The 16,730-nt window shown below is 57.2% G+C and carries 11 protein-coding genes and 3 pseudogenes; 7 read left to right on the forward strand and 7 right to left on the reverse strand.

The window, feature by feature from the left end; genetic code table 11:
* Positions 1-47: 47 nt before the first annotated feature.
* The 6 genes from SOP97_RS06975 to SOP97_RS07000 all read right to left on the reverse strand — a co-directional run bounded on the left by SOP97_RS06975 (position 48) and on the right by SOP97_RS07000 (position 4,218).
* Positions 48-221: a hypothetical protein gene (locus SOP97_RS06975; RefSeq protein WP_322948743.1), complete on the reverse strand. Its 174-nt coding sequence runs from the start codon at positions 219-221 to the stop codon at positions 48-50.
* Positions 222-230: 9 nt separating this feature from the next.
* Positions 231-728 carry a RadC family protein gene (gene radC / locus SOP97_RS06980; protein ID WP_322948744.1) on the reverse strand — a complete coding sequence of 166 codons (498 nt, stop codon included), beginning with the start codon at positions 726-728 and terminating at the stop codon, positions 231-233.
* A gap of 29 nt (positions 729-757) precedes the next feature.
* Positions 758-1,663, reverse strand: coding sequence for a recombination directionality factor (locus tag SOP97_RS06985; protein ID WP_322948745.1), 906 nt, complete (start codon positions 1,661-1,663; stop codon positions 758-760).
* Positions 1,664-1,744: 81 nt separating this feature from the next.
* The gene (locus SOP97_RS06990; RefSeq protein ID WP_322948746.1) at positions 1,745-2,746 is read right to left on the reverse strand and encodes a YqaJ viral recombinase family nuclease; all 1,002 of its coding nucleotides are present in this window, start codon (positions 2,744-2,746) and stop codon (positions 1,745-1,747) included.
* A 78-nt stretch (positions 2,747-2,824) separates the two neighbouring features.
* A complete protein-coding gene (locus SOP97_RS06995) occupies positions 2,825-3,793 on the reverse strand; it encodes a DUF932 domain-containing protein (protein WP_322948747.1) in 969 nt (322 codons plus the stop codon).
* A gap of 95 nt (positions 3,794-3,888) precedes the next feature.
* Positions 3,889-4,218, reverse strand: a complete 330-nt coding sequence (locus tag SOP97_RS07000; protein ID WP_322948748.1) for a hypothetical protein — start codon at positions 4,216-4,218, stop codon at positions 3,889-3,891.
* A gap of 266 nt (positions 4,219-4,484) precedes the next feature.
* Between SOP97_RS07000 and SOP97_RS07005 the strand changes: the two genes are divergently transcribed.
* Both SOP97_RS07005 and SOP97_RS07010 read left to right on the forward strand, forming a co-directional pair.
* Complete coding sequence (locus SOP97_RS07005) at positions 4,485-6,221, forward strand: hypothetical protein (protein ID WP_322948749.1); 1,737 nt, start codon at positions 4,485-4,487, stop codon at positions 6,219-6,221.
* Positions 6,218-9,310 carry a hypothetical protein gene (locus SOP97_RS07010; protein ID WP_322948750.1) on the forward strand — a complete coding sequence of 1,031 codons (3,093 nt, stop codon included), beginning with the start codon at positions 6,218-6,220 and terminating at the stop codon, positions 9,308-9,310. Before SOP97_RS07005 ends, SOP97_RS07010 begins: the two co-directional genes overlap by 4 nt.
* A gap of 71 nt (positions 9,311-9,381) precedes the next feature.
* On the opposite strand, the pseudogene SOP97_RS07015 reads toward SOP97_RS07010, so the two are convergent.
* Positions 9,382-10,293, reverse strand: a pseudogene (locus SOP97_RS07015) (tyrosine-type recombinase/integrase); the annotation flags it as partial.
* 203 nt (positions 10,294-10,496) lie between these two features.
* Here SOP97_RS07015 and istA point away from each other — a divergent pair.
* From istA to SOP97_RS07040, 5 genes and pseudogenes are all read left to right on the forward strand, one after another.
* On the forward strand, positions 10,497-12,011 hold the full coding sequence (gene istA / locus SOP97_RS07020; RefSeq protein ID WP_322948751.1) for an IS21-like element IS1491 family transposase: 1,515 nt from the start codon (positions 10,497-10,499) through the stop codon (positions 12,009-12,011).
* Between the two features lie 17 nt (positions 12,012-12,028).
* Positions 12,029-12,784 carry an IS21-like element ISPpu7 family helper ATPase IstB gene (gene istB / locus SOP97_RS07025; protein ID WP_322948752.1) on the forward strand — a complete coding sequence of 252 codons (756 nt, stop codon included), beginning with the start codon at positions 12,029-12,031 and terminating at the stop codon, positions 12,782-12,784.
* An 812-nt stretch (positions 12,785-13,596) separates the two neighbouring features.
* Positions 13,597-14,118, forward strand: a pseudogene (locus SOP97_RS07030) (IS5-like element ISPst5 family transposase); the annotation flags it as partial.
* A 604-nt stretch (positions 14,119-14,722) separates the two neighbouring features.
* Positions 14,723-16,228: a group II intron reverse transcriptase/maturase gene (gene ltrA / locus SOP97_RS07035; RefSeq protein WP_046622612.1), complete on the forward strand. Its 1,506-nt coding sequence runs from the start codon at positions 14,723-14,725 to the stop codon at positions 16,226-16,228.
* A gap of 72 nt (positions 16,229-16,300) precedes the next feature.
* Positions 16,301-16,730: pseudogene (locus SOP97_RS07040) on the forward strand (IS5 family transposase); the annotation flags it as partial.

Here is a 16,730-nt window from a genome sequence, read left to right on the forward strand (position 1 = left end):
CGGAGCCAGTGTGGGCAGCCTTTCGACTGCCCACACTTACATGAGGGTTATATAGGCGTTCGGGTTTGTAGGTTCCGGTAGATCCAGCACGCCAGCACCACCGCAATCAACAGCGGCACAAAGCGCACAATCAGAACCGCCACTAACAACACCCCCAGGCAGCCAGCGAGGATGCCGGCAAACACAAACACGGCTGCGACCGTGCGTAACAGTAGCGTCATATCGCCTCCTTATAAGTAGCCCTGTTCCGCTAGCGATACACAGCCTTCGTGCCCCACGATGATGTGATCCAACGTCTGCACTCCGACCAGATTCAGCGCCTCCTTTAGTTTGTCGGTCAGCGTGCGGTCCGCCTGGCTGGGTTCGGGATCGCCGGAGGGGTGGTTGTGCACCAGGATCACGGCAGCAGCGTTGTGTTCCAAGGCGACTTTAACGATCTCCCGGGGGTAGACGCTTGCTCCGTCCAAGGTGCCCCGGAACAGCTCGTGAAAGGCAATGACCCGGTGCTTACAATCCAGCATCAGCAGGGCAAAGACCTCGTGCTCGTAGCCTTCGAGTAGCGCCTGCAGATGACTGAATACGTCCCGTGGTGTCGTCAGTTGCCGTCCCCGGCGCAGACGTTGGTTGGCCAGCTGTTTGGCCATCAGCAGGATGTCGGCCTCGCTCACCGGAGACTCGACCAGGTAGATGCCAGCGGCTTCACCGGCTTTTAGCTTGTGCAGTTTCATCTCGTGCTCCATGGGTCGGCTGGCCGGTTTCAGGCGTTAAGGGATTGGTGCTGGCATTGGCTTTCCAGTTTCTCAGCCAGGCTAGGTTTACCGCTTGGCTGCGGAGTGGGTTTGGTTGCTGGCTGTTCTGCGCCTTCAGCACAGAAGAATTCCTCTATCACTGCGCCACTGTCTTCCTCGCTGTCCTCGAACGCACCGTTGCCAAAGCCTCGACGTGCCGCTTCATCCAGCGCGGCTTGATCGAAACCAGCAGCTTGCCGTTGTTCATCCAGCTCATTGGCAACCCGCAATGCTTCACTCATGTCGATGTCGTTACGCACCGTGAGATCGACGTAAAAGATGGGTGTGCCATGACTCTGCCGAGTGGATTTGCCACGCAGACGCAATTCCAGCGGCAGGCATGCCAGGCGATTGCCGGAAATAGCCTGGAAGTAATGCAGGCGAGCCGCCAGGGTGCGGATGCTGTTATAGCCGGTGGTGCGGAACACAAAACTACCCAGCGGGTCGTCGTCACCGATCAGCACGTTCAGCCGGCCGTAAGGTTTACAGGCACCGCCTTTGGCCAGTGGACAGGCATCCGGCGAAGGGCAGGGCAGCGATTGCATGCCTTCCTGGGTGACACGCTTGCAGGTCTCGCCATTACCGACGCACAACGGCCGCCCGGTCTGTCGATCAAACAGCGTGTAGTCAGCGCGAAAGTTCAACTCAGGTTCGTTGAACAGCAGGCGTACCGGGATGCTGCGCAATTTGTCTTCTTGCCCCTTACGCAGCTCGTCATTGAGCGGATGCAGCAGCCAGCCGTCCTTACCTTGCACCTGGGAAGTGATGGTGAATTGATCATCCTTTTCCGGCAGGCGCTTGCCGTTTTTCTCGACGACCTTACCGATAGAAATCCGCCCAAGCACCGGCGGTGTGATTGCTAGACCTTTGAGCATGGTGGTTCTCCTGCAAGCGAAAAAAGGCCAGCCACGCAGCGTTAACTGCATGGACTGGCCAAGGGGGGGGCTGAGGGGGGATTAGCCGATCAGGAAGCGCCGACTGCCTTGCTTGGTTTTGCTGTAACGCGCTTGCAGATAAGGTTTGTCCTTCAGCATGCTTTCGACATCCAAGACGATGCTGTCCTTAGATTTTTTCCAGCTGATAAAGCCTTGGCTGAACTCCGCGCGGGTAGCATCACCCATGGCTTGTTGCAGCATCTGCTTGAGCTGAGCTTCGCGCGTTTCCTTCTCGCTGATGGATTGGCGCACCGCCTTGAGTTCCAGGTAGGCCGCTGCCAAACCGGCACGGCTACTGAAGTCGACGGTCTGGCCGCTGTCCTCCGGGTAGAGCGCGCGCAGTGCCATTTCGGCCGACGCTGAGCCATCAGCAGGCGGCGGCGTGTCGGTCTCGACGTAGTGCCAGAACTTGCGCTCCAGCTCGATCAGGCGAGCAATCATCTGCTCGTCACGTTCGATGCGGTGGATCTCCAGCGTCTGGCCACCGAGCAGCACGGCAACATCTGCCGCCTGCTTGCCGGTGACGGCGAGCTGGTGCATGACCTGCAGTTGCACATATTCAGGCACGCCTTCTTTCCAGAGGCGTGCGCCGTTTATGCCGGCCGTCTTGCATTCGAGGATCTGCACGTCGTCAGCACCAATAACCTCGCGGTCGATGTTGGCCAGCATCCAGGACAGCTCAGGATCTGGGTGTTGCAGCACGGCGTTGATACGCCGCACCTTCTTTTCCGTGCGCTTGCTGTAATGCCAGGCCACGACCGGTTCGAGGACATTGCCCCAGTACATCGGGCTTTCTTCGTCGTGCGGATCGGCCTTCGGTAACGTGGTGTCACGACCGGTTTTCTCCATCCACAGTTCGAGCTGCGATTTGTAGGGATTTAGGCCCACCGCAGCACCAGCATCCGAACTGCCGATGCCTTGTTTACGGACCGCTAGCCAGTCTTCACGCGGTAGTTCCTTGGTACTGATTAAGCGCAGCGCCGGGCGCGCCTTGCTGGTGCTGCTCAACGGAGTAGCTGTCATTGCATTCACCTTGCGGAAATAGAAACGCCCGATCAGCAACTAGGCTGATCGGGCGTTATGGGGTGGGTAAGTAAGCGGTCAGGCAACCAGTTGTAGAGCGGTATCCAGGGCGCGTTGTTTGATCTGCGCGCCTTGGCCGAACCAGGCCGAGTCCATGCGGTACTCGTTGCTGCGTGCCCGGCGTTCGTGATCGACAAACTCGGTCACGGAGTTGAGCAGGCCCCAGGCGGTGCCACGTGCAGAGTCCAGCTGACTGCCCCGGCCTCGGCCTTCGTACAGTTCCTGGACCTTGCGCAGGGCGCGCTCGTTGGGCAGCACTTCCGGCAGAGCACCGGTCGGATTTGTCTCGCACAGCACGTTCATAAAGAAGCCCAGCGCCTCATGCCACTGCACCTTGCGCTCGGCCAGCGCACGCATGCGGTACATAAAGTCGTCCCATTGCGAGACAGCGATGCCGAGCTGTTTCTTCACCACCGTTGAGTCGAAGCGGGTGTTGTGCGGCACCTTGATAGCGCGACTTGTACCGTCCAAGGCGATGGTCAGGGTGTTGTTGCACACCACGCGAACAGTGGTGGGCGTTGCCGTGGTGGCCAGGGTGCCGTCGCAGGACGTGGCCAACAGCAGATACCCGTTCACTTGGTCGTTACCCTTGATCGCAGCACCTTGACCGGTACGCGCCAGCGCCCAGAACTTGCGGCCGCCCTTAAGCACGCCAGCCGTTTCCAGCTCGTAGCCGGAGACCTCGGTGAGATCCCGGTAGAACTCCAGCACTTCGCGCGGCTGCACGGTGTGGTAGCGATTGGAGACCACCGACAGAGGTGCCTTGGTGTCCGAACGGAACAGCACCTTCTGTTCCGGGAAGGAGTGGATGCTGCCCAGATGGCCAGCGGTCTCCGATTTGAAATGCACAGGGCTTTCCTGGATCTGCCAGTCCATACCGGCTTCACGTTGCCAGACTTCGATGGGTTGTTTCTGCGTGAGTTGATTACCCAGGCCATGCCAGGGAGTAGCGCCAGCGTAGGCCATTGTTTCGACGAGATGAGCCATGGTTGAGATTCCTTAGGGTGCATGCCGGCATAAAGCGCCGCGCAGAGCGCAGCACCGACCGGACTATATGGATAGAAAGAGATGGAACGGCTAGGTCAGGCCGGCAGGTTGAAGCGGTGACCGCAGAGCAAACAGAGGTTGTGGGCCAATACGTGGCGGTCGAGCGTATCGCCCAGCTGTGCGCCGAGCGCACAACCACCAACCCCACCGGCCAGGCCGCCGAGGATGGCCCCCGACACGGATCCGAGGGTGATGCCGACAGGCCCGGCGATAGCGCCAATCAGCGCACCAGCCTGGCCGCCAGCCAGCGCAGCGCTGACGCCCCGCGCAACACCGCCTACGGTGCCGATGGCTGCGCCGATCTTCATGGCGTGATGAAAGGAAGCAACTTTGGGGGAGTGACAGCGAGGACACTGCAATGACATGGGACGAACCTTCTTGGTGGTGATGTCATTGCTGTGATGTATGGCTGAGATTTTTTTGATTGAAATCTATTCGGTGTTGTCCTGTTGGATAACTAAAAAGGCCGCTTACGCACGTTCGGCTAGGCGCATCTTGGCTCGTGGAACTTTCATGCATGCAGTATGCTTTGGCCCCGGAGACCATCGATAGAGCTGGTTCCTCTGTGCCTTAGTCCAGCATTTTTATGGACCTCTAGCAGCTCCAGCGCTTTCAGGGATGAGCCTGCAATATGCAAATAAAGCCGATAGCCGATTTGTTGCGTAATAATAATCTTCGGTATCCAACGCTCGCAGTGCTACAGCCTACGAACAGTCCCTATACCGCACTGCTGGTGCAGCCTGAGGCGCTTGTAAAAGTCCGAGACAATTACATTCGCAATGCTAACCAAGACCGAGCGCGAAAGCTGTTCACCTCGATTGCACAGGAGGCGTCTGAACGGTCGGTAGAGTTACTTGTAACGCCTGAATACAGCTTTCCGTGGGAGTCCATCGAGGAATTGCTCCAGATGGGTGTGAGCCCTACCGGAGGACAGCTCTGGGTGCTTGGATGCGAAAGCCTGGCTCTTTCAGATCTCGATGATCTGAAGGGACGATTCGGGCAATGGGCGGAGGTTTTACACGAGCCGCTTCCGCCACATGCAGCCACTGCTCGCTATCTTGACCCACTAGTGTACATATTTAGCACCGAGCAAATCGGCTCGGGCGCGCCTCGAACGGTCATGGTTGTCCAGTTTAAAACCACACCTTCTGGCGACCCTGACAACATCGAAGCGACACGTATGGCGCGCGGTGATGACATATACATCTTCGAGAACGGTAACGAGATTCGTCTAATTTCGCTTATCTGTTCTGATGCCTTCGCGTTCACTGATGAGATGGTAGACGCGAGCTATGAGGGGTTGCTCCTTTTGCATCTACAGTTGAACGACCGTCCACGGCATGAGACCTACATGCGCTATCGAAGGCGGCTATATGAATTCGATTGCGATCGCACGGAGCTAATCTGTCTGAACTGGGCAGAAAATATTACGTTCGATCTGCAGGATGGCCGGGCCCCCTTTAAAAAAACAAATATCAGCGCTTCGGCCTGGCATTCTAAGTCCTTGAAATTCGCGACCGATGATGCGCGCGTAGAAAGAAATCATCGTCAAGGCCTCTATTACACCCGGGACAGCGAACAACACCGACACATGCTTCATTTTTCGTATGAGCCGGCGGCTTTTCTTCTTGAAGCAACCAAAGTTCGGCACCATGCGGTGCCGGCAGCCTTGTCGAGACGGCTTGGCCCTGAGCTGATCCATGTTCTGCACTGGAGCGAGGCAAATCAGAAGTGGGCTGAGGCTACTGATATTGCAGGTGACGGCTTCGAAGCAATGATTGAGGACTACAGTCCGCGCGTACAATTTCTAACTGATTTTCATGCGACAAGTCCTCTGGCTATCGAGCGTCTATCGTGTGTTACCAGTGGTGAGCTCGGTCCCTCGCCGAGCTGGTTTGCAGCGCCGAATTTGCCCACAGTTGCCCTTGAACCACGGACCGAAGTCGTGCGTCGCTTATCGGTCGCCCACGATCCAGACGGTAAAGCCTTCAGAGAGCAGCGTGTACGAACTATTGATGCTCTTGCCGGCATCCCTGCGGCTGACCTGCCTCTTCCCAGTCACATGGCAGACCTGCACAGTGGATACCGCTTCACTTGGAGCGTCGAGAGCCCAAATTGCAACGTAGTGTCAATTCACGATAACAAAGTCGCGACGCTTGTATATGCCGGCGAAAGTCCTGCGAAAAGTCACCTCAGTGGACTTTTTGCGCGAGTCAGAGCAACGATTTCGAAAACGTCATTTGCTGACCGACTCTGCGTCCTATATCGCGATGGCCCGGAACTAAAGCGCTTCGATCCACCCGTTGACCGGTTGATCACGCAAACGAACACGAACCCTGGCAAAAGCTTTCTGGAGCCTGAGAAATGATCACAACGGACACTCTTGGCACCCAGGTAGCAACACGACTCTCAAACGTAACCCGCGTAGCACCGTTGGTAATTCGCGCCGAGCGTAATGGTCCGAACGACTCCCCCTACGCGGTTTACTACTTCGCCCTGTCTGAAAACCTCGAAGATTGGGCAGAGCATCTCGAGCAGAAGCAGGACGAAATTATCGGTCCGAGCTATTTCGACACGCCTGGAGACCTCAGATGGAACCACTACCTCTACCTGCTAGTTGGATCTGGTGAGCAGGAAAACGATGCATTTCTTACGCTGAAACGTAGGATCGAGGCAGACAGAACATATGCACGAAAATTTGTCCTGAAACAGGACGAGTTAACGACAGCTCTTAACGAGCTGGAACCACCGGCAGAGACGCCGGGTGGGACGGCCAGTCCGGATATCTCGTCAAAATGGGCAGACCGACTCCTTCGGGCTAACCTTGACGTTGTTCTCGATGAGTTGCCAGTTGCGGAAACCATCCGACAGATCTCAAAAGGGACAATTGGCAAGCAGCACGTTCATGAGTACAGGGAGCGAAAGCCGAAAAGCCCGCAGCCACTAGCTACCAGTTTTCTGGACGCGATCGAACTCGTACATTTTCGCAGATGGCCCGACACAAAATTGTTTGACTCACTGGGCTCTGTCAATCTTCTGGTCGGAAGCAATGGAGTAGGTAAAACCACTTTTCTAGAGGCGATCGAGTTCGCTTACTGTAAGGCGAACGCTCGCGTGGAGGCTCCGGGCAGTACTCATATCCGTGTGAAACTGAAGGAAACCCTCAAGTGGATTGATGCCAAGGCGTCGGGTAAAACCGACGAAGTCAAGCAGCGAAACCTAGACTGGTACGGACAACGTGACCTGCGAGGATCTACGCTCTCGAACAGCTTCGCGCGGTTCAACTTTCTCTCTACAGACAACGCTGCGATCCTTGGTCAGCGCGGCGCGAAGCTTGATTTCGAGGATATGTTGTCTAGGCTCATCGCCGGCCCCCAAACCGCCACGCTCTGGGATCACATATCAAGGCTTGCTCAGCCTCTCGCTGTGGAGTTGTCACGGGTTCAAACAGATATAGAGGAGTCAAAGAAGAGAAAATCAGTCATAGAGGCACTTATCAAGTCGGAGTCGGCGTCACCGCGGGCATCAGATTCTGATTTCAATGCTCTAACTGAGGATTTATCCCGTTTAAGGTGGCGCTCTGAAGTAACGAAAGAGAACATCGCGGGCGCTATCGTCCCAGCACTCGCGAAGGCATCTTCGGTCGCGCGCGAGCTGGAAGCTTCGAACGTGCGCGTTGAATCCATGACTCCTTCTGCTGTAGTCAACGCTCTCGCGGCTGCTGACTCAGCGTTCGAAGAAACGGAGGCGCGTGTCACTGAAATCAGTGATATCGAGGAAAAACTACGGTCAGCGGCGTCAGAAAAAGACGCAATCTTGAAGGCGGTCGAAGAGATCGGTGATATCGAACGCGCATTCCACGCAGGCGCCTTTGGCACATCCACCGACTTCGAGCGGCTTGAAAAAGAGGTCTTCGGGCTGCAGCGTGAGATCGGTTCGGAGTCAATGCCATTAGATGACTCCAGTTGCCTTGAACTCATGCAGGGCACTCTTGACGAGCAACTCTCCTCTACGCAAATTCAGGCAGAAGCGTTGGAAAGAGAGATGTCGAAGCTGAACAGCGAGCTTACGGTCATTCACGACCGGCAGAAGTCGACCGACTCTATGATTTCGGAGCTTCGAACACTGACGAAGCACCTTTTGCAATTGGATCCAGACCACAAGGATTGCCCGGTCTGTTCGACGAAGTTTGACTCTGGCGAGCTTCTGAGCCGCCTTGACGCAATAGCTACTGACAATGGCACCAACAAGGTCGTACATATTCTGGAGGCCTTGGAAGGTGCAAAGCGTAACCATGCACAGGCCGATTCAAGTCGACGTGTACTGACCAATCTTCTCGCTTACTCATTGCGGCGTAAGTTATCAAGTGACGAGATGTCGGCCAAAGAGATTTTATCGGATTACAAGACCCAACATATTGTGCTTGAGCGTCTGCAAGGTAGGCTTAGCGAGCTCACACAAAAGTTCGCAACGTTGGCCCTATCTGGGTTTGACCGTCGGAGAATCGCGGCGCTTCGCCAGGTCGCCTTTGCGACTGGGATTGAAAGTCTGGGCGAAGCAGAGATTCAGATGGCGTTTGGTCAGCGAAGCGCCAAAATCGCAGAGATAGACACCGAACTCTTGCGACTATCCTCAGAGCGGGACCTCGCAGTATCCGCGTTATCGCTAGCTATCCTGGGTACTAGCGATGCAACTGCTTCGGTGACTCAGCTAGTGAGTACGGCGCGAGCGCAACGCACGCGTCTTCAGAACGTGCAATCGCTGATTAACCAATTGCGCCGCCTGCTTGATCTTGCAGACAACGACGACCTGGCTGCAATTATCCCGCGGATAGAGAGCGCAAGAGAGGCTGCTGAGCGGTTCGCTGCAGCGATAACCGGAGAAGCGACCTCGCGCAGCACTGAGGCGAAGGCAACAGCTGATCTTGAACAAATCGAGAAACATATTGAAGAATACGAACTTGTTCAGAGTCGGGTCGCTGCAGCCTTAGAACAGATTACGGAACTGCGTAAAAACGAAGCACTCGCGGATGCCACAGACGCCGAACTCATGAGCGTACAGGCTGCTACTGACTTAGTGTTCCGCAAGATACATTCGCCCCATGAATACGGAGTGAGGCGCGATGCGCAGGCCCCTTTGTACCGCCTTGACGACCCTGGTGTTGATATAACCCTGAGCGACATCAGTACGGGCCAGCGCGCAGCATTCGTACTTTCTGTCTTCCTGGCGATGAACTCCAAGCTTCAGGACGCGCCCCCCGTCCTCCTGTTCGACGATCCGGTTGCACACATTGATGATTTCAACTCTCTGTCATTTTTGGACCATCTCCGGGATGTGGCGCTCGCTGGAAAACGGCAGATCTTCTATGCCACTGCTGATGTCAAACTCGCCGGGCTTTTCGAGCACAAGTTTTCGTTTTTGGGCAAGAAATTCAGGCGGTTCGACTTGTCTCGATAGCGTGGGCTCAAGATAGTAATGCGCCGGGGCTACCTGTCGCAGAATGGTCTGTAGAAAATAGAAGTGAACGCTCAACGCATCGAGACTACGTTCAGTCCTCTTGTCCCTTGAATAGCCGAGACGGACAAGCTGCCGGTAGCAGCTTGTTGAATGTGCTCGCTCCACCAGATCATCATGGGTCTTCTGCGCTCTATGTAGTCCGCACGGTTGTAGGCACTGCGAACTTCGTCCTTGTCGACGTGGGCAAGCGCTACCTCAATTAATTCAGGATCCCAACCCTCCTCGTTGAGTATGGTGCTAGCCATTGAGCGCATGCCATGGCTTACCAGACGCCCTGCGAAGCCCATGCGCTTAAGTGCCATGTTGGCGGTCTGGCTGTTGCAGTGGGTGCGAGGATCACGGTCTGCAGGGAACACGTATTCGCGGTGCCCACTGTAGGGTTTGATAGCCTCTAAAAGCGCTAGTGCTTGTTCAGTGAGCGGCACGATATGTGTGCGCCGTTTCTTCATGCGCTCTGCAGGAATCGTCCAGATACGCTTTTCGAAGTCAATATCGGCCCAGCGGGTGGTGGCTGCCTCTGCTGGCCGGGTCATGGTGTTAAGTTGCCATTCGATAAGGCAGCGCGTCGTTCTTTTTATGCTGGCATTGGCAATTGCGACCATGAGCTCTTTCAGCTCATCGGGAGCAAGTGCTGCCATGTTCTTCTTTTTCGGTTTTTTAAATACAGAGCGAATCCCGCTGAGCGGGTTCGCATGTATCAGCCCCGAGTTGACCCCGTAGGTCATGATCTCGTTGAGCCGCTGTGACAGCCGCTTAACGGTCTCAAGACTGCCTTTGGTTTCAAGTGGACGAAGAAGGTTGATGACTTGTGGTGCGCTGATGGCTGAGATCGGTGTGGTGCCCAAGTCCGGGAACACGTGCAGCGTCAGTGAGCGCCAGATGTCTTCAGCATAAGCAGGTGTTACTGCATCCTTCTTCAGCTTGCGGATTCCACGGTCATCTGGCCACCCATTCCATGAGCATCTGACCACCGATTCCACGCTGATCCGGCCACCCATTCCACGCGCATCCGGCCACTGATTCCACGGCCATCCGGCCACTCAACCGGGCAGGCAGCTACGCAGGATTTCTTCACTACCATCGACCTCTTTTTCGAAGCAGAGAGGTCGTCGTGGAGCGTTTATCCATGCGTAAGATTCGCGAAGTACTACGTCTCAAGTTCGAGGTCGGACTATCAGCTCGCCAGATTGCGGTCAGCGTGCAGGTCGGTCGTGTCACCGTCGGCGACTACCTCAATCGTTTTGCCGCCAGTGGTCTCAGTTGGCCCTGTTCGTTGTCCGATGCCGAGTTGGAGCAGCAACTGTTCCCGCCGGCCCCGGCGGTTGCCAGCGAGAAGCGGCCTTTACCCGATTGGGCATGGGTGCATGCCGAACTGCGCCGCCCCGGGGTGACCCTGGCGCTGCTCTGGCAGGAGTACCGCCTGAGCCAGCCGCAGGGCTTTCAGTACAGCTGGTTCTGTGAGCACTACCGAGCCTGGCAGGGCAAGCTGGACGTGGTGATGCGTCAGGAGCACCGCGTCGGCGAGAAGCTGTTCGTCGACTATGCCGGCCAGACGGTGCCGGTGATCGATCGCCACAGCGGCGAGATCCGCCAGGCGCAGGTGTTCGTCGCGGTGCTTGGCGCGTCCAGCTACACCTTCGCCGAAGCCACCTGGTCACAGCAGCTGCCGGACTGGCTGGGCTCGCATACCCGTTGCTTCGCCTTCCTCGGCGGCGTGCCGGAGATCGTGGTGCCGGACAATCTGCGAAGTGCCGTGAGTAAGAGCCATCGCTACGAGCCGGACATCAACCCGAGCTACCGCGACCTGGCCGAGCACTATGGCGTGGCGGTGGTGCCGGCGCGGGCGCGCAAACCGCGCGACAAAGCCAAGGCCGAAGTCGGCGTGCAGGTGGTCGAGCGCTGGATCCTCGCCGCACTGAGGAATCGGCAGTTCTTCTCCCTGGAGGAACTCAACAGCGCTATCGCCGGGTTGCTGGAGCGGCTCAACCAACGCCCGTTCAAGAAGCTGCCGGGCTCCCGGCAGTCGGCCTTCGAAGCTCTGGATCGTCCGGCGCTGCGCCCCCTGCCGGAGCAACCCTACGTCTACGCCGAGTGGAAAAAGGCGCGGGTGCACATCGACTACCACGTCGAGGTCGATGGGCATTACTACTCGGTGCCGTATCAACTGGTGAAGAAGCAGCTGGAGGTACGGCTGACGGCGCGCACGGTGGAGTGCTTCCACGCCAACCAGCGAGTGGCCAGCCACCTGCGCTCAATGCACAAGGGCAGGCACAGCACGCAGGCCGAGCACATGCCCAAGAGCCATCGCGAGCATGCCGAGTGGACGCCGCAGCGGCTGATCCGCTGGGCCGAGCAGACCGGGCCGAACACGGCCGGCGTGATCAGCCACATCCTCGAACGGCGCATCCATCCGCAGCAGGGTTACCGGGCCTGCCTGGGCATCCTGCGCCTGGGCAAAACCCACGGCGAAGTGCGTCTGGAGTTGGCCTGCCGTCGCGCCATCAGCCTCGGTGCGTGCAGTTACAAGAGCCTCGAATCGATCCTGCGCCAGGGGCTGGAAAACCTGCCGCTGGCCCAGCAGCACCTGCCCCTGCTGCCGGACGACCACGCCAACCTGCGCGGCCCCGGCTACTACCACTGAACACAAGGAAACTCACCATGCTGCCCCATCCGACCCTGGACAAGCTGCAAACCCTGCGCCTGCACGGCATGCTCAAGGCGCTGAATGAACAACTGAAAACCCCGGACATCGACAGCCTGAGCTTCGAGGAACGCCTCGGTCTGCTGGTCGACCGCGAGCTGACTGAACGCGACGACAAGCGCCTGAGCAGCCGCCTGCGCCAGGCCCGGCTCAAGCACAACGCCTGCCTCGAAGACATCGACTACCGCAGCCCGCGCGGGCTGGATAAGGCGCTGATCCTGCAACTGAGCGGCGGCCAGTGGCTACGCGACGGCCTCAACCTGATCATCGGCGGCCCCACCGGTGTCGGTAAAACCTGGCTGGCCTGCGCCCTGGCCCACCAGGCCTGCCGAGAAGGCTACAGCGTGCGTTACCTGCGCTTGCCGCGTTTGCTGGAAGAACTGGGTCTGGCCCATGGCGACGGCCGCTTCGCCAAGCTGATGAGCAGCTACGCCAAGACCGACCTGCTGATCCTCGACGACTGGGGCCTAGCCCCGTTCACCGCCGAACAGCGGCGCGACATGCTGGAGCTACTGGACGACCGCTACGGCCAGCGCTCGACCATCGTTACCAGCCAGATGCCGGTGGACAACTGGCACGAGCTGATCGGCGACCCGACCCTGGCCGACGCCATCCTCGACCGCCTGGTGCACAACGCTTATCGGATCAATCTGAAGGGTGAATCAATGCGCAAACGGACGCAGAAATTGACGACGCCGGGCACCTCAGACTAACAATGCCACCCCTGCGTCGCTGCGCTCCGACTGCCTGTCCGAATGATCGTGGAACAGGTGTCCGGATCAGCGTGGGCTGAGTGTCCGAATGGCGTGGAATCCGCAGTGAGCTCCCGTGCGGATCGGAATATTTCTACCAAATGGCTGCTTTGTAGGAGCGAGGGGAACGCCAAATCTTTGCTACGCAAACAACGTAGCGGCAGCGCTTCGGCAAAAGCGGCCCGCCAATGTTAGTTAACGCCTAGGGACGTACCGAGCGTTTCAGGGCAAAAGCACCGTCATCCAGCCGGCCCAAGGCCAGCGCGGTGAAGGCTAGAAACACCGGGTATTTCCAGCCGCCATCTTCATTACTAAAGCTTCACCGATTGCAGAAACCTAAGCACGCTGCGACCAGCAGGTGCAGCGTGGCTCAGCCGATATTCAGCGTGCTGACACGGCAAGAATTGGAAACAGGCCGCCGACCACTCAGAGCGCTAACTTACGAAAACCGTTTAGCTAGGTGACCGTGAGCTGGTCCTGTACGTTGGTATTGGTATATCGCAAGCATTTGATACGTCTGACTTGGCTTGAGGCCCTCGGCGAGCGTCTTTATGGCGATTGATCGCGGATCTTCGACGTTTTAACGACCGGCAATTGCCTACAACAGCGTGACGGAACGCGCCTTAGCCTGCGTTCGAAGGATTAAATGAAAGGCTGTCGCTGCGGCAGTCAGGGTTTTCCTATCTATCGACCGAGATTGTGGGCTAAGGATGGTCTGAAAAAGACTTCCCGAATCTGGTGAAATACGCCGATCCCGTTGCCCGAGTTTCCCGATGAAGCAAATGACCTTCGCCGACGCCGAGTACGCCGGCAAGCGCAAGCAGACCCGCAAAGAGTTGTTCCTGATCGAGATGGATCAGGTGGTGCCGTGGAAGGGTTTGATTGCCCTGATCGAGCCGCACTACCCCAAGGGTGAAGGTGGTCGTCCGGCGTATCAGCTGATGGCGATGCTGCACGTACATTTGATGCAGAACTGGTTCGGCTACAGCGATCCGGCGATGGAGGAGGCGCTGTACGAGACCACAATCTTGCGCCAGTTTGCCGGGCTGAACCTAGAGCGTATTCCCGACGAAACCACCATCCTCAATTTCCGTCGCCTGCTGGAGAAGCACGAGTTGGCGGCCGGGATTCTGGCGGTGATCAATGGTTACCTGGGCGATCGGGGCCTGTCGCTGCGCCAGGGCACCATCGTCGATGCCACGCTGATCCATGCGCCGAGTTCGACCAAGAACAAGGACGGTAAGCGTGACCCGGAAATGCACCAGACCAAGAAGGGCAATCAGTATTACTTCGGCAGTGCGACCTGAAAGTCGCATGGGTTTCTGTTCCGCAGGTTAACGCCCGACGGAACCGACTGTTCCACCACTCGTTCCCTACCCAGACAGGCGTGGCCGGCAACAGCCGGGTCTGAAGCTCTGGGGACAATGTAACCGCCGATATTTCGGTAGGTCGAACCGCGAGGCCAGACTGAATCTGCCAGCATCAAGGCGGAGAGGTGCTAGGGATGAACGGGTACGGCTAACACAAGTGAATCTCATATAAACGTCGTCATAGTAGCCAAGCCAAAGATGCTGACAGGCTTGAACCAAAAGGTGCGCGGCCAGGCAGGGGCTCTTACCGATAGCCCCTCGTGGATGTGGTGCCGCCGGCGAAATCGAGGAGCCCGACCCGTTCGGAAATCCATGCGGAACAGGGTAAGCCCGTAGCGTTGCCGATTTCGGCAGGTGAGCTGTAAAGCAAGCTGTTGATGCTGCGGGTAAAGGAATGTGGAAAAAGCGAAGGTCACCCTGTAATGGGGTGAATACAGATTGAAACATCATCTGGCGCGAAAGCGAGCAGACTTCCACACGGTCTTCCATGGCGAGAAAACCTGATCAATCGTTGTACGGAGGAAAGCAGATGGCAGTGTTCGCACCCAATGCGCAAGCAACGGCGAGCATTGGTGCGCCTTCGAACTTCATATCGGCCTGGCCCCAACACTGGAACCAGATCGAGTCGCAAGTGAAACGACTCCAGGTACGTATCGCCAAGGCAACACGAGAAGGCAGGTGGGGCAAGGTGCAAGCCTTGCAACGACTGCTGACTCGCTCGTTCAGCGGCAAACTGTTGGCCGTGAAACGAGTGACGGAAAACAGAGGCAAGAGAACACCGGGCGTTGATGGCAAGATCTGGTCGACTCCGGTGGCTAAATCGACGGGAGCACAAGCGTTACAGCATCGGGGCTATCGGCCTCAACCGCTGAGACGCATCTACATACCCAAAAGCAATGGCAAGAAGCGTCCGCTGGGAATTCCAACGATGCGGGATCGTGCGATGCAGGCGCTGTGGAAACTGGCACTTGAGCCGGTTGCCGAAACGCGTGCAGACCCCAACTCCTATGGATTTCGGCCGCAGCGATCCACTGCCGATGCAATCGCACATTGCTTCAATGCACTGGCGAAACGTGGTTCGGCGCATTGGGTACTGGAAGCTGACATTCGAGGCTGTTTCGACAATATCAGTCACGATTGGCTGCTCACCAACGTGCCCATGGATAAGGTGGTTCTGCGCAAATGGCTTCGAGCGGGGTATGTCGATCAGGGAGCCTTGTTCGCAACGGAGGCAGGAACCCCGCAAGGGGGAATCATCTCTCCGGTACTTGCGAATTGGACGCTGGATGGCCTGGAAGATGTCGTCCATGCAAGCGTGGCTTCGACAGCGCGCAAGCGTAAGCCATTCAAGATACACGTCGTACGATATGCCGATGACTTCATCATCACAGGGGCCACGCAAGCTGTTCTGCAACATCAGGTTCGTCCTGCAATTGAGGCGTTCCTGAAACAGCGTGGACTGGAACTCTCTGATGAAAAGACTCAGATAACGCATATCTCACAAGGCTTCGATTTTCTCGGCCAAAACGTACGCAAGTATGCCGGCAAGCTGCTCATTACACCGGCTCGCAAGAGTGTGAAGGCATTGCTGGATAAGGTGAGGGAAATCGCAAACGCAAACAAGACGGCGACTCAAGCTAACTTGATCTTGACCCTGAACCCGGTGATCCGAGGATGGGCCATGTATCATCGCCATGTTGTCGCCGCCAAGCGTTTCGCTTGGATCGACCATCAGATTTGGCAAGTGTTATGGCGCTGGGCAGTTCGTCGGCACGCCATGAAAAATGCCCATTGGGTAAAACAACGCTACTTTCGTGTCGTAGGTCAACGGCACTGGGCTTTCGCCACCCAGGAGAAAGCGCGCGGCTTGAGTCAACCTGCTTGGCTGTATGCCGCCGCCAGTGTTTCGATTGTGCGGCATATCAAAATATGCAGTGCAGCGAACCCGTTCGATCCAGCATGGACGTTTTACCTTGAGCGCCGAAGAGCGCATCGTCAGGTTACCCAGTCTTACTCAGGCTGCTGGAAGGCTTGAGCCGTATGAGGGGTGACTCTCACGTACGGTTCTTAGGGGAGACAGGGGTGGTAACACCCCTGTTTTACCCGACTGAAGGCCCATATCGGCGTGGACGTCGAGTCCGGCCTGGTGCACAGCGTGGTGGGCACGGCGGCCAACGTGGCGGATATCACCCAAGTCGACAAGCTGTTGCACGGTGAGGAAAACATGGTGGGAGCCGATGCGGGCTATACCGGTGTCGAAAAGCGTCCGGAGCATGATGGCCGGAAGGTTATTTGGCAGGTGGCGGCACGCCGCAGCACCTACAAGAAACTGGGCAAGCGCAGCGCTCTATACAAAGCCAAGCGCAAAATCGAGAAGGCCAAGGCGCAGGTTCGGGCCAAGGTCGAACACCCATTCAGAGTGATCAAGCGCCAGTTCGGTTATGTGAAGACGCGGTTCCGTGGCCTGGCGAAGAACACGGCGCAACTGGTGACACTGTTCGCGCTGTCGAATCTGTGGATGGCGCGCAGACATTTAC

It is taken from the genome of Pseudomonas spirodelae, assembly GCF_034653255.1.
In the GTDB taxonomy this organism is placed as follows: domain Bacteria; phylum Pseudomonadota; class Gammaproteobacteria; order Pseudomonadales; family Pseudomonadaceae; genus Aquipseudomonas; species Aquipseudomonas spirodelae.